This is a genomic window from Salinimicrobium maris (assembly GCF_049680855.1).
In the GTDB taxonomy this organism is placed as follows: Bacteria; Bacteroidota; Bacteroidia; order Flavobacteriales; family Flavobacteriaceae; genus Salinimicrobium.
On sequence record NZ_JBMPGS010000002.1, the window covers coordinates 294,935 to 313,756 of the forward strand.

The following is an 18,822-nucleotide window of genomic DNA, read 5'->3' on the forward strand; positions in this document are numbered from 1 at the left end:
AGGTTATTCTTTGGAAGGTTACCTCCTACTTCAAAAGTTTATCTACCGTTCTCACCGGGAAATCTTATATAATCTGGAGCAAGATCTTTCTGCACTTCTCCTTCTTCCTCTTCTTTGCGAACGGGGCTTTGTTCAGCTTTGGTGATTTTCCGGATTAGTTCCTTGAAGGTATTGAAATCTACCTGATAAGAAAGCCCTACTCCCTGTGTAAAACCTAGTTCTTCCCCGAAATACTGAATGTTATTCTCCCTGTTAAAGATTTTTGCCCGAAGGTTTCCTTCTTCATTCAGAAGAAATTCAATTTCAATATTTCCTACGATTACTGTTTCGGTCACACCACCAACAGGCACTCCTACCTGGCCGTTGATCAAAACCCGCTCACTAATTTGTGTTGAAAGCGTGACACCAAACCTGTCGGCAGTAGTTTGCTCTGGAGTACGTGCGCCCTGTTCGTAATTCAAACCAACCTGGAAAACACCACTATCATCAGAAAGAAGGCTGTTAAAGAAACCTGAAGCACTTTCAAAGAGGTTTCCTGCCACCGCGGTTCCACTATTTCCTGCCAGGACATTTGGAGTATAAAATTGTCCCAAAGTGATAAGAGAAAAAGCCTGGATGTCTTTTGTTGTTCCTGTTTCAACCCTGTATTCCAGTTCTGAACTTACGGCCGAAGTCGCATTTGGATATTCGAGATCAAAAGTAATATCGGGTTGTAAAAGTTCTCCCTGTAAATTAATCACCACATCTACAGGAATCCTTCGGCTAATGGAAGGGTTGTCCAGGATGATGGCGGGGTTTGCATGCGCCTCATACACAGCACTAATGTTAAGGTCGGCCTGTGCAGGGTTACCGCTCCAGTTGATACTTCCACCCGGCCTTACGTCAAAACGTTTTTGCAAGGCTCCATAATTGAAAATATATTCCCCCGTGTTGGCAATAAAATCCCCCCACATCTTAAATTTTCCCAGAGTATTTATTTCTATAAGTAGGGTTCCTGCACCTTTTCCACGAAGAATACTTCCATCCAAATCCAGTTCAACAAGGGCATCATTGGTAACATCAAGATCAAAATTTAGCTCCAGTCCTTTTACCTCTTCGATCTCTATTTCACCTCCGGCAAGGCGTGCAGCTTTTTCCTCAGGACTTAAGAAGTGGATAAAGGAATTGTCTCCCACAGTTTCTGTGTCTGAAATAGGAATTTTAAACACCGTCCCATTTTCGGTTGCGCCAATCACATCAATCACCAGCTCATCTGTAGGTCCATAAATAGCGGCGTTACCACTTATAAAAGCTGTCCCGTAATAGAGCGCATCTTCACTCTGATTTGTGTTAAGCACCAGGAGCCTGTCTGTAGATATATTAAGGCCCAGGTTCCAGTCCGAAAAATTTTGATGAGAAATAGTTCCATCCAGGATGCCTCTTGTTCCGTATTGCGTGTCGGTCATCTGGATTTCTTCAAAAATAAACTGCTGCTCAGATAAATTGACTACACTGTTTTCTTCAAAATCCAGGTCTACATTGAGGTAAGGAATACGAAGTCCTGCATCCTGCAGCAACAGGCTTCCAGAAATATCAGGATTTTTATAGTTTCCCGTGACATCGGCATTTCCTGAGACCATTCCGCGGATATTATCTAACGCCACGCCACCCAGCGGACTAAAGGCCGATAAATCAAAATTGCGAAGGGAAACGTCCAGATCAATTTCGGGCGTTTCACGGTCTACAACAATTTCCCCAATAGCCGATAAAGATTCCATTCCTTCATTCCGAAGGGTGGTATTAACGTTATAGAAGGTAAGGTCTTTATTTCCCATAACGTCCAGGAAAAGATCCCCTACTATTTCATCGTTTATCTCGAGATCCCGAATAGTGAGGGAAGTATTGGGATAATATGCACCATTTCTTTGCAGCAGGTTCAGGGTGCCATCAACAACCCCGCCTAAAGCAAGATTCGTAATATCGGGAGTGATCTTACCAAGATTCACCTTATCAAATTGCATTTTAATATCTTTGTAGGTAGAATCACGTAATTGACCATTAAGCCTAATTTCTTCATCCTGGTGGCTTAATACAAGAGAATCAATACGTATATCCTTAAGTCCGTTTCTTAATATCACCCTGTTTGAACGGTTGCTGTCTTCATTCAAATACCAAACACTTTCTTTAAACTTTATATCAGATCTTTGAATTCCAACTACGGAATTGTTTTCTTCATTAATTGTGTGGTACAGGTTCAAATTGTAAATATCATCATCCTTTGGCCCTCCCCTGAATTCAGATCTAACGAATAAGGTGTCGTTCATGGTAACATTAATCAGGTTGAAATCTGAAAGATTATAAACCCCGGTCGCCACACTGTCAACCTCTATAAAGGTGTTGTAAAGAGGGTTCGTATTATCTACCTGCACGTTCACCTGTTGCAACATGTTATTAAATGCGTTAATTTGAGGGGAACGAAAAGTAAGCCTGAAATCAGACTCATCTGATTCGACCCTGCCGCGAATAAATGTATTTGGCGCCAGAACGATTTCAGGAAAAAATACCTCCACGATCTTATTGTAAATATCGAAATCAAATTCCAGGTATTGATTCGTGGTAAGCTTATTAGGCCGGTAGTTGGTATATAAACTTCCTACAGCATTTTCAAAAAGGGCCTGTACCTGGTTCACCTCAAAAACACCTGTAATAGTGCCGTTAATTACATCGGGGGAATTTACCTCTATGGTTCTTACAGGACCTTCAAAACTGGAGGTAATTCTTAAATCGTCAAAATAGTAAAGATCGTTCTCATTTCTATAGGAAGTATTCAGCAAAAGTATTGTCCCGGCAGCATCATTTACATTTGTCCCTCTTAGATTCGTAATGACATCTCCTTTGAAAATGGCAACACTGTCTCTTTTAATGAAATTTAGTGCGGCTAGATCTGCATAACCTACAGAAGCTTCAAAATCATACACATTGGTCTCCTGTGAAAAATCTGCAAGTCCATTGAATTCCAGGTTAAGGTTGGGATCCATGGAAACGAAATTTCCGTTGAAAACAGGAGCGCGCAAAGTCCCCCTCACTTTTATGTTGTTGTAGGTGTAACCGTTATACCCTAACTTACTTATAGCGCCCCTAACATCGGTATTGAGAGTTTCAGTTGTGAATCCGCTGCCGTCAACATCAATATCAAAAGAAGTTTTTCCGAGAGCTTCATTATTTATTAATTTTCCAATGTTAAAATCTGTCACCTTAAGATTTCCTTCGTAAGATGCACGGTTCGAATCTCCAAAATTTTTCAGCAGCATATCTACATCTGCATTTCCCAACTGACTCGCAAGTAGAACATCGGCCGTTAAAGAATTTGCCGTGACAATGGCATTTCCGCGTAGCGTAACATTTCCAAATCTTTGCAGTTCTACCGGCAGTGGTTCTGCCAACACGCCCGGAAGTAGATTGACGAGATCATAATAGTTGGTGGAAAACTGTTGCAGGTTACCGCTAATTATAAAAATTTCTTCGTCGGAAAAAAGGTCTTTTATCATCATTTCGCCGTCAAGAACGCTACGATCCATCCCGGTTAGGTAAAAATCCTCAAGCCGAAAGTCATTCATTGTGCCTTCCAGAGTTGTAGAAAAATTAAGCTGCTGGTCATGGCCAAATTTATCGTAAAATGGCTGTAGATCGTTTGTTGAAAGCGATGCTTCCTCAAAGCTGGCCACAATCTCTACCGAATTAAAGAAATCGCCAAAACCATCACGCGTATTAAAAAAGATTTCACCATTCAAATTAGACTGCGGCGTTTCGAGTTCAAAATCTGACAGCTCCATGGAATTTGAAGTATAGGAAAACAGAGTACTCAAAAATGACACTTCCAGACCTCTTTTTTCAAGCCCGGAAATCTTCTGAATCTCCACAGCAACATCAGAACCGTCCAGCAGGAAATTTTCAGCATTGATGTACAAAGGATCAAAAACAAGAATCTCGGGATTGTTGAGATTTTCATTCAGGTAGCAAAAAGAACCGTCTATAATTTCAATATTGCTGGCGGTAAGCCTGAACGGATTTTTATTTCCACTAGGTTTTGCAGGTTTAAATTTGTCTACAAAAATGCTAAGATTGTCTTTACTTTCTCCTTCATATATCTTCATATTGACTTGCGCATCTTCCAAAATGGTACTTCCAAACCTCGGTTTCACATCCATCAATGCCGAAAGACTTAATATGGAGGTCCGCATCTCCCGGGTGTAAATAAGCGTATCCTGATGGTAATCCCTAACCAGTACCTCCTCCAGTTTGATCCTGCCAGAATAGGTAAAATCTACCTTACCAATGGACATATCAACGTTGTACTGGGTATTCAGAGAGTTTGCGATGCGATTGGCCACAGAAGTTTGAACCGCAGGAATGGAAAATACGATTAGTAAAATGAGAAAAAACAGCAACAGCCCAATGACCGTTCTGCCCAATATTTTCCAGAATTTTTTGATACGTTTTTTAGTTTTAACTTTGCCGACAATATTAACAATTTTCAGGCCTAAAACATAGCAATGGCTACACAAAATATCTATATCCTCGGCATTGAATCTTCCTGTGATGACACGGCTGCAGCTGTTTTATGTAACGGAGAAATTCTATCGAATGTTGTCGCCACACAGGAAATCCATGAAAAATATGGAGGAGTTGTCCCTGAACTTGCTTCAAGGGCACATCAACAAAACGTGGTTCCTGTGATACACGAAGCATTAAAACGGGCAAATATTTCCAAAAATGATCTTACAGCCATTGCTTTTACGAGAGGCCCAGGGCTCATGGGCTCTCTTCTTGTAGGAACATCTTTTGCAAAATCAATGGCACTGGGTTTGAACATTCCGCTGCTTGATATCAACCATATGCAGGCGCATATCCTAGCACACTTTATTGAGGAAAAGGGATTTGAAAAGCCGAAATTTCCTTTCCTTTCTCTCACCATAAGTGGTGGTCATACCCAAATCGTAAAGGTTTCAGATTATTTCGAGATGGAAGTTATTGGTGAAACTATGGACGATGCCGTGGGAGAAGCATTCGATAAAAGTGCTAAGATTCTTGGACTGCCATATCCCGGTGGCCCGTTGATCGATAAGTATTCAAAAATGGGAAATCCAAAGGCATTTCCCTTTCCAAAGCCAAAAGTGGGCGATTTAAATTTCAGCTTTAGCGGTCTCAAAACCTCTATTCTATACTTCATTCAGAAAAAGGTAAAAGAAGACCCTGATTTTATAAAGAACAATCTGGACGATATTTGTGCTTCCGTTCAATTTACCATTGTTAATATCCTGATGGATAAGCTGAAAAAAGCCGTCAAACAAACCGGCATCAATCGCATTGCAATTGCCGGAGGAGTTTCGGCAAACAGTGGGATTCGGGAGGCACTTGTAAAGGCAGAAAAAAAGTATGGATGGGAAACTTTTATTCCGAAGTTTGAATATACTACAGATAATGCTGCGATGATCGCCATTGCAGGGCATTATAAATTCCTGGCCGGAGAATTTGCAGATATGTCTATTACCGCCAAAGCGCGAATCAAATTTTAAGAAAATGCAATTGTTCTATCATCCTGAAATTACTGAAGACAGTGTAGAAGTCCATTTTCCAAGAGATGAAAGTAAACACATTGTAAAAGTGCTGCGGAAGAAAGAAGGAGATTTACTGCATCTCACCAACGGCCGCGGATATTTATTTGAAACGGAAGTAATTTCTGCTAATCACAATAATTGCGTGGTAAAAGTGCTTTCAGCAAAAAAGCAGCCCGCGCCGCCTTACAAATTACACCTGGCTGTTGCACCCACAAAAATGAACGATCGCTACGAATGGTTTCTTGAAAAAGCTACAGAGATGGGCATTCATGAGATCACACCAGTAATATGCGAACACAGCGAGCGAAAAACCGTAAAATTAAACCGCTTTGAACGGGTGATTCAAAGCGCGGTAAAACAGTCTTTGAATACACATTTTCCGGTGTTAAATGAACCGCTAAGCTTTTCTGAATTCCTTCAGAAGAAGCATTCTTCACAGAAATTTATTGCCCATTGCGAGGAAGGAAAAGAAAGGTTTTCTTTAAAAAGCCAGGTGGGAATAAATTCTGAAGTTATCATCCTCATAGGTCCTGAAGGGGATTTTTCTTCACAAGAAATTGAACAGGCGCTGCAAAATGGCTGGAAACCCGTACGTCTTGGTCAAAGCAGGTTGCGAACCGAAACTGCTGCCATCGTTGCCTGTCATACGGTGGCACTGGCACATGAAGATTAAGAAAAATAAGTTTTTCCTGCAGAGGTTTTGTACTTTTACTTTTTCAGAATCTATGAAGCACAAGCTTTTCCTCTTAATTATTTTTACAAGCAGTTGCATTGCTACTGCACAGGAAATTGCTGTTTTAAAATATAAAGGCGGCGGTGACTGGTACAGCAACCCCACTTCCCTGCCTAATTTGATCAATTTCTGTAATCAAAATATTGGAACTTCTATAAATTCCAAACCTGAACAAGTTGAGGCCTCAAGCCCTAAAATATTTCAATATCCTTTTGTGCACATGACCGGTCATGGTAATGTGTTCTTTAGCCAAGAGGATGTAGAAAACTTAAGAATGTACCTGCTTTCCGGAGGATTTCTCCATATTGACGACAACTACGGAATGAACGAATTCATTCGTAGGGAACTCAAAAAGGTGTTTCCAGAGAAAGATTTTGAAGAACTTCCGGCCAGCCACCCTATTTTTGAAATTGCTTATCCTTTCCCAAACGGGTTGCCTAAAATTCATGAACATGATGGTTTGCGGCCCCAGGCCTTTGGTTTGTTCGAAAAAGACCGACTTATTTGTCTTTTCACCTACGAAACCGATCTTGGTAACGGCTGGGAAAATGAAGAGGTACATAACGATCCTCCCGAAGTACGGCTAAAAGCACTGCAAATGGGCGCAAACATCATAAAATACGTTTTTCAGCATTGAGCCAGCTTTCACATTACACTACAAATTTTGAGGAAAAGAGATTTCCGGTGGTACTTATCCTGGATGGTCTTACGAGTCCGGCGAATGTTGGTAGCATCTTTCGGCTGGCCGACGCCTTTAACATTGAAAAAATACTTTTATGTGGGTCGCAGCCAGACATGAAGAGCAACAGACTTACAAGAACTGCGCGTTCTACAGTCGAAAAAGTAGTTTTTGAAGAAGATCTTGATACCGCATTGGTGTGTAAGAACTACCTGGAAATGGATTATACGCTACTTGCGCTGGAAATCACCAGCAACAGTATTCCTATAAATACCTTCTCTTTTTCAGGTTCTTCTAAAATTGCGCTTGTAATTGGAAATGAACGCACAGGAATTTCAGAAGAAATTCTTGAATTAATTCCGCAAAAACTCCATATAGAAATGTTTGGAAAAAATAGTAGCATGAATGTGGCCCAGGCGACGGGAATTGCTTTGTACGAAATTACCAAAGGACTTCCTCACATTTAAATAGAAATAATATCTTTACCCGGTGAACGCAAAAGAATTTTCCTACGGTATCCTACGCGCCATAGCTATCCTGCTGGGTGTGTTTTTTCTATTGTACTTTTTGTACGAAATCCAGTCTGTACTTATTTACATTGCCATTGCGGCTGTAATTTCGCTTATTGGAAGACCTGCAGTGATCTTTCTGCGAGACAAGCTAAGAATACCCAATAAAATCGCAGTAGTCATGGTTTTATTACTGGTACTAGGCATTTCTGTGGGGTTAATTGCCATTTTTATCCCTATTGTAGTTGAGCAAAGTAAGAATTTAGGGCAAATAAATATGGATGCTTTTACCCGTGATCTTAATGAATTAAACCAGCAGATCAATAATTATCTTGGGGTAGAAGAGATCAATATCATTGAAGGTGTTAAACAAACAGAATTTTTAAGATCCTTTGATATTTCTACCATTCCACGATATCTAAATGATTTCTTCGGGATTATTGGTGCCGGTTTTATTGCGCTTTTTTCGGTGATCTTTATTTCGTTCTTCCTATTGAAAGATTCGAAACTTATGCTGAACAGTATTCTGGTTTTTGCTAATAAGGGAGATGAAGGTAAATTTCAGCGGGTTTTCAATAAGATTAAAATTCTTCTTTCACGGTATTTTGTGGGCCTAACACTTCAAATAACTGTACTTTTTGTCCTATACAGTATATTGTTGTCTATTTTTGAGATTAATAATCCTATTGCAATTGCATTTATTTGTGCATTTTTGAATATTGTGCCTTACCTCGGACCAATTTTCGCCGGAATTTTAATAGCGCTTTTTGTCATTTCAAGCAATCTGGGAGCAGATTTCCAGGATGTTATTCTTCCGCAGTTGAGCTTTGTAATGTCCGGGTATGTATTTTGTCAGCTTTTGGACAACTTCTTTTTTCAGCCGCAAATATTTGGGGTCAGTGTAAGATCGCATCCGTTAGAGATATTTCTTATTATTTTGATAGCCGGCCTTACCCTGGGAATTACCGGAATGGTGGTAGCCGTACCACTTTATACAGCCGTGAAGGTGATCGCAAAAGAATCTCTTAGCGAATACAAGATTGTTAAACGTTTAACACGAGATCTTTAATTGAATTCAGCGCTTTTAAAACCGGACGTGCAGGATTTTATCCGGAAGAATTTTAAGGCTGATGTTTCAAAAATAGCATTTAAGGGCAGTCCTTTTAAAGACATTTCTACCCGTGAGCTGGCAGAACAGCTTTCCGGAAGGAGAAAAGCTGAAAAAAAATTACCAACCTGGTTTAAAACGGAAAGAATTGTTTTTCCCCCTTCTGTTAATCTTGAGCAAACTTCTTCTGAAACCACGGCAGCCTATAAAGCTTCTCTCGTAAGCGGGAAAAATCTTGCAGATCTCACCGGCGGATTTGGAGTAGATGCATACTTCTTCTCCAAAAAGGTGGAAAACGTGCGTCATTTTGAATTAAATGATTCCCTTTCTCAAATTGTAGCTCATAATCTTAAAGTCCTGGAAGCGCAAAATATTGAAGTAAAATCTGGAGATGGCCTCAGCTTTCTTGCCCAAACAGCCTTGGAATTTGACTGGCTTTACCTCGATCCTTCACGTCGAACAGATGCCGGAGGCAGGATTTTTCAGCTTTCAGATTGTCTTCCAAATGTACCCGAACACCTTGACCTGCTTCTTAAAAAGAGCAGGAACATTTTGGTAAAGACTTCTCCCCTGCTCGACCTGCAGGCGGGACTTCGTGAACTAAAGAACGTTGCTACCATTCACATCGTAGCAGTTGAAAACAAGGTTAAGGAATTACTTTGGATTCTTCACCAGAGCACTAACTCTACTGAAGCAACAAAAATCGTCACAGTTAATTTACGAAAGAAAGGAAACGAGCATTTTGAAGGCATTTTTGGAGCGTATAGTAATCCGTTTTACAGCAAACCGCTTTCCTGGCTCTACGAACCAAATGGCGCCATCATGAAAAGTGGTCTTTTTGATCCTCTTTCTGAAGAATTTAAAGTTGCTAAACTTCATCCAAACAGTCATCTTTTCACTTCTGAAAACCTGAATGAGAATTTCCCCGGAAGACAATTTGAGATCATGGAAGTATTGCCTTATCAGCGAAAAAAATTAAAGGCTGCACTAAAGCTTAAAAAAGCCAATATTACAACACGCAATTTTCCGGAGTCGGTTGAAAATCTAAGGAAAAAGCTGAAAATAGAAGAAGGCGGTGAACATTATCTTTTCTTTACTACTACCGGTAAAGATGAGAAGATTTGCATCGTATGTGCTAAAGCATGATTTAATTTTTCTCCTTCAACGATGATAAACCAGCTTTTGAAAAACAGGATTTTCCCACAACTTTCTTTGGACGCATGACCTTTCTAATAAAATTCCTGGGAACAATGTAAAAAACTGCTATGCCCACCAACCATATGTTAAGCAGGGTAATCCTTACCACATCCTGAAATGGTCTAAAATGAGTTACCCTTTCCTGAGGATCGTACAGCACTTTCACCGGAAGATTCTTCACCTCCACTCCCTGCCAGGCAGCTTTTACGATCACCTCTATTTCAAACTCAAACTTTGATGTGTAAAGATTCAGGGAATTCATTATTTTCAAGGGATAAAGTCTATAACCGCATTGGGTGTCACTTAAATCAATTCCGGTCTCCACCCAAAACCAGAAAGTTGAGAAGCGATTGCCAACACTACTCTTCTCCGGAATTCCAGGTGCATCCATTTTTCGGGATCCTATTACCAGTTGTTCCTTACCATTAACAGCTTTATTTTCTAAGGCATTTAAAAAAACCGGAAGATCATTTGCATAATGCTGTCCATCAGAATCCATCGAAATAGCGTATTCATAACCTAACTTTTCAGCTCTTTTAAAACCAGTTTTTAAGGCATTACCTTTCCCAATATTTTCAGAAAGGCTAATTATTTCCAAATTCTCGTATTCACTTAAGAGTTTAGAAGTAGAATCTGTTGATCCGTCGTTGATTATTAAAATATTAGAAGTGTACTGCAATACTTCATCAAGTACTCCCGGTAAGGTGTTTTCATTATTAAAAGTGGGGATGAGCACGCAGCATTTTAAGTTCCTAAATTTTTCTTGATATGATGGTGGATATGGCAAAATGAGCTTTTAAGGTAAATTTAAATAATTTGATTTGAAATTACTGTTTTCAGCAAAGAAAAGGTGTTGGCGAATAGCAGCATTGGAAAAATTTTTAATACATCCCTCTTCCTATTTTCTTTAAATGCAACAATCTGATCTAAAGAAACTTGAGTAAATCATCTATTTTTTTATGTAAAAAACAAGGAAAAGGTTTGCAGGAAAGGATATGAAAACTTAGATTTGCATCCGCAAAATAATTGCAGAAGTTCTTTAAAACGGAGAGTTGCCAGAGTGGTTAATGGAGCAGTTTGCTAAACTGTCGACGAGCAATTGTCGCATGAGTTCGAATCTCATACTCTCCGCTGAGAAGTTCATGGTTTGAAGTTTTGGTTCTCCTTTTGGAAACCTGAAGATTACAACAATCTTAGACTTTAAATTTTGAACATTGAATTAAGAGCGTAAGCTCTTACTCGGGGTGTAGCGTAGCCCGGTTATCGCGCCTGCTTTGGGAGCAGGAGGCCGCAGGTTCGAATCCTGCCACCCCGACCAAAAGCCTTGTTCATCATATGATGGATAAGGCTTTTTTTTTTGAAAGGTATTAAATACCTGTAAAGAATTAAGAACTTCTTTTGACATTTGACCAAGGAAGTCCAATTTCTATTCTTCTTCGGATAGTGTTAGCCTCTCTTCCTGCTTAACTTCCTTTATCTTTAACACAGTTTCTTAAAATGTTCTTTATAAAAGATCAGAAAAGACGGGCATAAAAATGAATTAATTAACTTAGGACCACCACAACCAGTGGTTCTAAAATTTTTAATGTATGTCTATTTTGCCCGGCCGACTTACCAGATATCAAAAGTTTTTGACTTTTATGCTCAAATACTGGAATAGTGATTTGTTAAATGAAACTGCTTCAAATGCTTTTGATAATATTTCTAATGATAATCTTTCAGATTTCGATCAAACTCCTGAAGAAGTTGTTGAAGATTTAAAAAAAATGGGGCCTACTTATATTAAGTTAGGTCAACTACTTTCTACTCGCCCTGACCTGCTACCCGATCGTTATTTAAAAGCACTAACAACGTTGCAAGATGACCTTCCCACAATTCCCTATGAAGAAGTAAGGGAAATTGTAGAAGAGGAAATTGGAAACAGAATTTCCAAAGCTTTTAATTGGTTTGAAGAAAACGCACTGGCAAGTGCTTCCATTGGACAAGTGCATTTGGCAGAATTACGATCTGGTAAAAAAGTAGCAGTTAAAATCCAGCGTCCGGGTATTAGAAAGAAGTTTTTAGAAGATCTAGAGACTTTGGAAGAGATGGCCGGCGTAGCAGTAAAACATACTGAAATTGGTAAAAAATACGCATTTTCAGATGTGTTAGCTGAGCTAAAACGAATCATGCTACATGAGCTGGATTATCTTCGGGAAGCTGAAAACCTGGTCACCCTTGGGACTAATCTTAAGGAATACAAAAGGCTATTAGTTCCACAACCCATCCCAGACTATACCACCTCCCGAGTATTGACTATGGAGTATGTCAAAGGGGAAAAAGTTACTAATATTTCTCCATTGAGAAAATTAGAAGAAGACCATACCGCTTTAATTGAAGAATTAATTGAAGGTTACCTCAAGCAAATTGTGATGGATGGTTTTGTACATGCAGATCCTCATCCGGGAAATATTCACCTTCTTGAAAACAATAAAATTGCCCTGATGGACCTTGGGATGGTGGCCCAGTTTTCCAAAAGAATGCAGGAATACCTTTTGCGACTTTTGGTTGGATTAAGCAAGAACGACGGAGAAGAAATAGCTGGAATTTTATTAGAAATGAGCGAGAGAGATGAAGAATCTTCAGAAAAGGAATTTCTACGCCATATCGTCCACATGGTGAACGATAGCCGACATAGTACAGCAGAAGATATGCAAACGGGTAAACTTTTAATTCAAATGAACCGTAGTGCAGCCCAAAATGGTATCCATCTTCCGGTTGAAGTGAATATATTAGGCAAAATACTGCTGAATATGGATCAAATCATTTTTGCTCTGGCTCCTAATTTCGACCTTAGAAAAGCGGTAAGAAAATATGTTTCTGAAATTATGCAGAAAAAAGCCATTAATGAACTTTCTCCTGAAGATATGTTCTCAGCACTTTTGCAATCTAAAAAACTTGCCGAAAATCTTCCTGAACGTATTAATAAAATAACCGACAATCTCGCAAAAAACAACTTCAGTTTTAAAGTAGATGCATTGGATGAGAAGCGACTTACCGATGGATTTCAAAAAATTGCCAATCGTATAACGGTAGGCATTATCATTGCTGCTATGATCATTGGTGCTGCCATGATGATGAGTGTACCTTCGCCTTTCACTATTTTTGGATACCCAGGACTGGCAATGATTTTCTTCCTCATAGCGGCTATAGGAGGAATTGTTCTTAGCTATTCAATCTTATTTATGGACGAATAAAAGCTGAGAACAAGATATAATAATTCCACTTTCTAAAAATGGATTAAAAGATGTAGTTTTACCCAAAAAGTTATGTTTTCATTTTTTAAGAAAAAGGTGTTTTTAAAAGATTATCTCAAAGGTTTTGTAGATATACATAATCATATTTTACCAGGAATAGATGACGGAGCATCAAACGTTGAAGATTCAATTTCGCTGATAAAAAGATTCTCGGAAATTGGGGTAAAATCATTCATTGCTACACCTCATATAATGAATGACTATTATCCCAACACCCCAGAGACAGTAAACAATGCGCTGGAAGTATTAAAACAGGGCTTAAATAATTCAGGTTTACGAAATATACAAGTAAAAGCTGCTGCTGAATATATGATGGATCAATCATTTTTGGAGCACATAGATAACGGCCAACTCCTAACACTGAAGGATGATCTTGTTTTAGTTGAAATGTCCTATTTTCAAGCTCCTATCAATCTGAATGAAATACTTTTTCAGTTACAAACAAAAAAGTACAAACCTGTTCTTGCCCATCCTGAACGCTATGCTTTCTTCCACTCCAAAAGCCTGGAAAAGTACAAGGAATTAAAAGACAGGGGGTGTTTCTTTCAACTTAATATTTTATCGATCACTGGTCACTACGGTAAAAACATTCAGGCGACGGCCTTTCAACTTTTGGATGCGCAGTTAATAGATTATATTGGAACTGATACACATCAAATGCGACATTTGGATAAGTTGTGGAATTTCAAGATCGATGTAAAAAGAGCCGAGCAATTAAAGCTTATCATTAACCGAACAAGTTCTACTTTTGAAAGTTAACTTTTAAATTTCCCGAGAACTCTTGAAAAGATAGATTTCTTTTCTTCATCTGCACCATATCCATAGCCATAGCCATACGCGTAGCCATACTTAGCTCCATATGAGAATTTAGAATAATCTACATCATTCAATACAATAGCGACACCTTTAAGCTTTCCTTGCTTCTTTAGATCCTTTGGAAAATCAAGAAGTTTTTTCTCCGTGTAGCCTGCTCTAGTAACATACAGAGTAGTATCTGCAAGAGGGCTAATTAATAGAGTGTCCGTAACGATCATTGTAGGCGCCGTGTCTACTATTATATAATCATAATTTTCTCTCTCCTCGTTCAAAAGGAATTCCATTCTGTCGTTCATAAATAACTCTGCAGGATTAGGAGGAATCGCACCGGAGAAAATAAAATCAACAGGAATACCTTCTTCATTTGAAGAAGTAATAACATCTAATGATTCCAGATCATGATTATATAGAAAATCCGATAATCCTTTATTCTGGAGTGAAGCCTTTGAGAACCGATGTAATTTTGGATTTCGAATATCAGCTCCAATTAATAAGACCTTTTTTCCCGTACTTGCCAAGGTTCTGGAAAGATTGTAAGATATAAAAGTTTTTCCTTCCCCTTTAATGGTTGAAGTGACAAAAATTACTTCAGCTTTATCTTTATTCCGAGATTGCACAAGATAAGCAAGATTTGTCCTTAAAATTCTAAAAGATTCGGCAAGAGGTGAACGATCATTCACCTGAATAGTTTCTAGTGCATCTCCAGAAACTCGAGGAATTTCACCTAAAAAAGGTATTTCCTTGGTTATTTTGAAAAGATCTCCCTTATGGTGCACCTTAGTATCCAGAAAATTTCTCACAAAAACTATTAAAAGAGGAATCAAGAAACCTATAAAAAACCCGCCTAATAGAATAAGCCATGGTTTAGGATCTACTGGTTCACCTTGAGTGAAGGCAGGATCTATAACTTTAGCTACGGGAGAGGTGGCTGCATATGAAATAGCAGATTCCTCCCTTCGTTGTAACAAGAACAAATATAATTGTTCTTTTATCTGCTGCTGCCTCTCGATACTCCTAATTCCTTTTTCCAAACCTGGAAATGTACTAAATTCTCCTGCGGCCCGCTGATCTAGTTGATTTAATTCTCGTAATCTAATCTCATAGGAGTCAATTGAGCTTTTTATATTGTCAAGTAAATTCTCTTTTAAAGAATCTAACCTTTCTGTCAAGACTATAACTGTAGGGTTCTGAGGTGTGCCAGATTCTAAAAGGGCATTTCTTTCAAGGACAAGATTGTTATATTGATTAATTAACCCTGACACACCCCCTCCCTCTATGCCCAAATCAGCAGGTAGTAACCGATATGGTCTAGTTGAATTGAGAGTTTCACTCAGGGAACGTATGATCATCAGTTGAGTTTCTAAATTAAAAATTTCTTCTTCGGCCATTGTAGATCTTGACAAGGACTGCCCTGCTCTCGTTCCCACATCCATGATCTGATTTTCCCTTTTAAAGTCAGCAATACCTCCTTCTACAGAATCTAACTCTTCGGAAATTAATGTTAGACGGTTCTGAATAAAATTGGCAGTACTTTCTGCTACCTGACGTTTATCCGTCATTCCATCAATGTTAAAATTAGTCATTAAAGTATTTAGAAAATCCTGAGATTTTTCCGGAACTTCTCCAGTGATTGAGAGGGATAGAATATCCTTTGCCCTTCCCTTAGGCTCGACTTCCAGTTTTTGAATATAATTACTAACAACCTGCCTCAAAGGATTGATGCGGATATTGACTGTATTATTATTTTCGAGAACTTCACCTCTTAATTTTATAATGAATTTTACACTGCCATGCGAAATGACTTCTCCAAAATTAAAAACTCCTATATCTACGGAATTAGCATCTGTTAAACGGTAAGAATCTGAAGACTGAGGAGTAACATAAAAACTTTTAGAAATATCATGTACAATAGAATCTGGTGTGACAAAATTCACTACAACCGAACTATTTTCATAGGCTTCTACAGTTATTACCTTTCCTTCGTTATAATAAGAAATATTTAAATCTAATTCATCTACTACTCCACTTATGAGACGTTTTGATCTTAAATTCTCGATTTGATTTTGGAGATTGGATTCATCCACCGCAAGTATGGAAGCTCCACCTGAAGGAAGTGCACTAGCAACTGATTTATCTTCATTTAAAATCATCATAGAAGCTACTGTTTCATAGGCTGGAATGGTATACCTATTATAAAGAAAGGCAATTAGGAGCCCTAGTAGACTTCCTAAAAGAAGCCATTTCCAATACGTAAGGTACTTATAAATTTCAGCTTTTAAATCAAAAGTAGATTCTTCTTTTTCTGAAAACTCTTCAAAATCCTCCATTAAATATTATTAAACAGAACAAATAAACTAAATGCAGTAGTAATTATTGACACTAATCCCTGCCAACTTGTAATAAAGCCAGCTGATTTAACTTTTCTATATGTAGGTTCAACGTAGATAATATCATTCTGTTTTAAATAGAAAAAGGGATTTTGAAAAACATCGGCATCCGTCAAATCTACTCTGCCATAGGAAATTTTCCCATTAAGGTTTCTAATCACTAAAATATTGTCCCTCTTTCCATCATATGTAATATCTCCAGACATTGCAATTACCTGAGGAACGCTAATCCTTCCATCTTGCACCTCAACCACAGAACTTCCAGTTTCCCCCATGACCGTAACCTTAAAATTCATAATTCTAACACGAACAACAACATCTGTAACAAATTCCTTAAGCTTATTTGTTAAGAATTTTTCTAATTCACTTCGGCTCATATTTAAAACATCAACTTCCCCTAAGACTGGAAAGTTAATAGCTCCATTAACCCCCACCAGATATCCATTGATCATTTGATTATTACCGCCAGCCCCTCCACCTCCTTGTTGGTTACTGGACAATTGAAATGGACGGACAACTTCTTCATTTAAGGAAGACACCTGAATATTAAGAACATCATTTATTTCTATTCGTGGTTCGAACTGTGCAATAGCTTGCATGTTGTCGATTTTTTCAAGATTCTGAAAATAAACTATTTCCTCTTTGCTAGAACAACTACTAAAAATTATTAAAGTTAAGAAGGCTAGATAAAAATACTTCTTCATAAGGAGTGCCAGCTGATTTACAAGTTTGATGCTCAAAATATTAAATAGCTTTTGGTTTTGGAAAAGGTTTTAAGTCTAAACTATCTTTATCTAATTCTTCAAAGGAAGAATTGTTACTTTTAAATTCAGGAACTAGCTTTTTTAACTTAGCCACAACTTTTTGGCTTTTCATTTTTTTTGCAGATTTTATGATTTTGTTTACTGCATCATTTACTTCTTCAAAATTCCGCACTTCATCTTCTGCTATCATAATTTTTTTATGATAGGTAGGTAAGGTTTTGCTTTTATCACTCAACAATTCTTCATATAGTTTTTCTCCTGGTCTAAGTCCGGTTATTTTCACCCCAATTTGTTCATGAGGAGTAAAGCCCGCTAGTTTAATCATTTTTAGCGCCAAATCCATAATCTTGACAGGTTCTCCCATATCAAAAATAAAAATTTCCCCACCATTCCCCATCGCACCCGCTTCTAGAACCAACTGACATGCCTCCGGAATTGTCATGAAATACCGAATAATATCAGGGTGAGTTATGGTAATTGGACCACCACTTTCTATTTGTTTTCGAAATAGCGGAACCACAGAACCATTAGAACCTAAAACATTTCCAAAACGAGTAGTAAGGAATTTGGTATATATTTCCTCCTGATCATGAAATAAGGATTGAACATACATTTCAGCTGCCCTCTTAGACGCTCCCATGACATTGCTGGGGTTTACAGCTTTATCCGTAGACACCATTACAAAATGTCCAACTTTATATTTAATAGCAAGATCAGCAAGATTCTTAGTTCCAAAGATGTTTACAGAAACAGCTTCATGAGGATTTTCTTCCATTAGAGGCACATGTTTATAAGCTGCAGCATGATAAACTACATCAATATTCTCGCTTTTAAACAGTAATTCTAACCTGTCTACATTAGTTACATCACAAATTATACTTTTAAAGTTAAGATTTTCAAATTTTGTTTGAATTTCCAACTGGAGGTTGTGAAGTGGAGTTTCTGCCTGATCAAGTATAAGCAATAGTTTAGGTTCATATTCTGCTACCTGTCTTGCTATCTCACTTCCAATAGAACCAGCACCTCCCGTAACCAGAATAGTTTTCCCAGTTAACTGCCTTTTCTTATTTTCCTTATTTAACAAAATAGGTTCTCTATCCAAAAGATCTTCAATCTCCAAAGATCTTATTTTATGTGAAACTGCCTTTTCATCTTCATAATTTGAAATAATTGGTGCATTAAAAACCTGAATGTCATTTTCTAAACAATCTTCCACTACAGAAAACTTTTCTTCTGCGGTAAGTGTATGTTCTGAAAGAATAATTGCTGATGCCCCTAGTGCTAAAACTTCATCACTCATTTTTCTACCATTATAGATGACCGGTTTATCTAAGATTCTAATCTTTCTTCTTGAGATATCCTTTGTGACAAAGCCCCTAATTTCGAATCTTTTTGGATGCTCAATTTCTAAAGCTCCTGCCACAGAAATGGCATTTTCATCAGCACCCAGAATAACCACCCTCTGCAAATTTTGTGATTTCTGAGCTTTTTTGAAATACTCATAAACCTGTTTAACACTTAACCTGAATAAAAAGAGAAGTGAAAATGAAATAAGAAAATAAAAAATTAATCCTGCTACCAAATATACTTTTTGACCAACAAGAGCGTAGGTTATGTAATTAATTAAAAGTAAAGTAATAAAAGTACTAAAACAGGCCAGCATTAATTTTAAAGCATCTATATATGAAGAATGCCTGATCAACCCTGCATAGGTCCTGTACAAAAAAAAGAACACA

At 38.0% G+C, this 18,822-nt stretch carries 13 protein-coding genes and 2 tRNA genes; 10 read left to right on the forward strand and 5 right to left on the reverse strand.

The features are described 5' to 3' along the window. Positions 1 to 38: 38 nt before the first annotated feature. A complete protein-coding gene (locus ACOV1Q_RS06880) occupies positions 39 to 4,451 on the reverse strand; it encodes a translocation/assembly module TamB domain-containing protein (protein ID WP_424493656.1) in 4,413 nt (1,470 codons plus the stop codon). A gap of 81 nt (positions 4,452 to 4,532) precedes the next feature. Between ACOV1Q_RS06880 and tsaD the strand changes: the two genes are divergently transcribed. From tsaD to ACOV1Q_RS06910, 6 genes are read left to right on the forward strand one after another with little or no spacing between them, the layout of a single operon-like run. Further along, positions 4,533 to 5,555, forward strand: coding sequence for a tRNA (adenosine(37)-N6)-threonylcarbamoyltransferase complex transferase subunit TsaD (gene tsaD, locus ACOV1Q_RS06885; RefSeq protein WP_424493657.1), 1,023 nt, complete (start codon positions 4,533 to 4,535; stop codon positions 5,553 to 5,555). Between the two features lie 4 nt (positions 5,556 to 5,559). Continuing rightward, the gene (locus tag ACOV1Q_RS06890; RefSeq protein WP_424493658.1) at positions 5,560 to 6,270 is read left to right on the forward strand and encodes a 16S rRNA (uracil(1498)-N(3))-methyltransferase; all 711 of its coding nucleotides are present in this window, start codon (positions 5,560 to 5,562) and stop codon (positions 6,268 to 6,270) included. Between the two features lie 52 nt (positions 6,271 to 6,322). Further along, the gene (locus ACOV1Q_RS06895; protein ID WP_424493659.1) at positions 6,323 to 6,967 is read left to right on the forward strand and encodes a DUF4159 domain-containing protein; all 645 of its coding nucleotides are present in this window, start codon (positions 6,323 to 6,325) and stop codon (positions 6,965 to 6,967) included. Beyond that, positions 6,964 to 7,476, forward strand: a complete 513-nt coding sequence (locus ACOV1Q_RS06900; protein ID WP_424493660.1) for a TrmH family RNA methyltransferase — start codon at positions 6,964 to 6,966, stop codon at positions 7,474 to 7,476. The genes ACOV1Q_RS06895 and ACOV1Q_RS06900 overlap by 4 nt, the downstream gene beginning before the upstream one ends. A 22-nt stretch (positions 7,477 to 7,498) precedes the next feature. Continuing rightward, positions 7,499 to 8,587: an AI-2E family transporter gene (locus ACOV1Q_RS06905; protein ID WP_424493661.1), complete on the forward strand. Its 1,089-nt coding sequence runs from the start codon at positions 7,499 to 7,501 to the stop codon at positions 8,585 to 8,587. Next, positions 8,588 to 9,772: a THUMP-like domain-containing protein gene (locus ACOV1Q_RS06910; protein WP_424493662.1), complete on the forward strand. Its 1,185-nt coding sequence runs from the start codon at positions 8,588 to 8,590 to the stop codon at positions 9,770 to 9,772. 1 nt (position 9,773) lies between these two features. Here ACOV1Q_RS06910 and ACOV1Q_RS06915 read toward each other — a convergent pair whose 3' ends face one another. After that, positions 9,774 to 10,559, reverse strand: coding sequence for a glycosyltransferase family 2 protein (locus ACOV1Q_RS06915; RefSeq protein ID WP_424493663.1), 786 nt, complete (start codon positions 10,557 to 10,559; stop codon positions 9,774 to 9,776). A 310-nt stretch (positions 10,560 to 10,869) separates the two neighbouring features. On the opposite strand from ACOV1Q_RS06915, the gene ACOV1Q_RS06920 reads away from it, so the two are divergent. The 4 genes from ACOV1Q_RS06920 (at position 10,870) to ACOV1Q_RS06935 (ending at position 13,878) form a co-directional block, all read left to right on the forward strand. Continuing rightward, positions 10,870 to 10,954: transfer RNA gene (locus ACOV1Q_RS06920), tRNA-Ser, on the forward strand. Positions 10,955 to 11,063: 109 nt separating this feature from the next. Further along, positions 11,064 to 11,141 (forward strand) — tRNA-Pro (locus ACOV1Q_RS06925). Between the two features lie 271 nt (positions 11,142 to 11,412). Then, complete coding sequence (locus tag ACOV1Q_RS06930) at positions 11,413 to 13,059, forward strand: ABC1 kinase family protein (RefSeq protein WP_424493664.1); 1,647 nt, start codon at positions 11,413 to 11,415, stop codon at positions 13,057 to 13,059. 72 nt (positions 13,060 to 13,131) lie between these two features. Then, complete coding sequence (locus tag ACOV1Q_RS06935) at positions 13,132 to 13,878, forward strand: tyrosine-protein phosphatase (RefSeq protein WP_424493665.1); 747 nt, start codon at positions 13,132 to 13,134, stop codon at positions 13,876 to 13,878. Here the strand turns inward: ACOV1Q_RS06935 and ACOV1Q_RS06940 are convergent. From ACOV1Q_RS06940 to ACOV1Q_RS06950, 3 genes are read right to left on the reverse strand one after another with little or no spacing between them, the layout of a single operon-like run. Beyond that, a complete protein-coding gene (locus tag ACOV1Q_RS06940) occupies positions 13,875 to 16,262 on the reverse strand; it encodes a GumC family protein (protein ID WP_424493666.1) in 2,388 nt (795 codons plus the stop codon). The two genes, ACOV1Q_RS06935 and ACOV1Q_RS06940, sit on opposite strands and share 4 nt — an antisense overlap. After that, positions 16,262 to 17,026 (reverse strand): polysaccharide biosynthesis/export family protein, encoded by a 765-nt coding sequence (locus ACOV1Q_RS06945; protein ID WP_424493667.1) that lies wholly within the window; start codon positions 17,024 to 17,026, stop codon positions 16,262 to 16,264. The genes ACOV1Q_RS06940 and ACOV1Q_RS06945 overlap by 1 nt, the downstream gene beginning before the upstream one ends. Positions 17,027 to 17,066: 40 nt before the next feature. Then, positions 17,067 to 18,749, reverse strand: a complete 1,683-nt coding sequence (locus tag ACOV1Q_RS06950) for a polysaccharide biosynthesis protein (protein WP_424493668.1) — start codon at positions 18,747 to 18,749, stop codon at positions 17,067 to 17,069. Between the last annotated feature and the right edge of the window lie 73 nt (positions 18,750 to 18,822).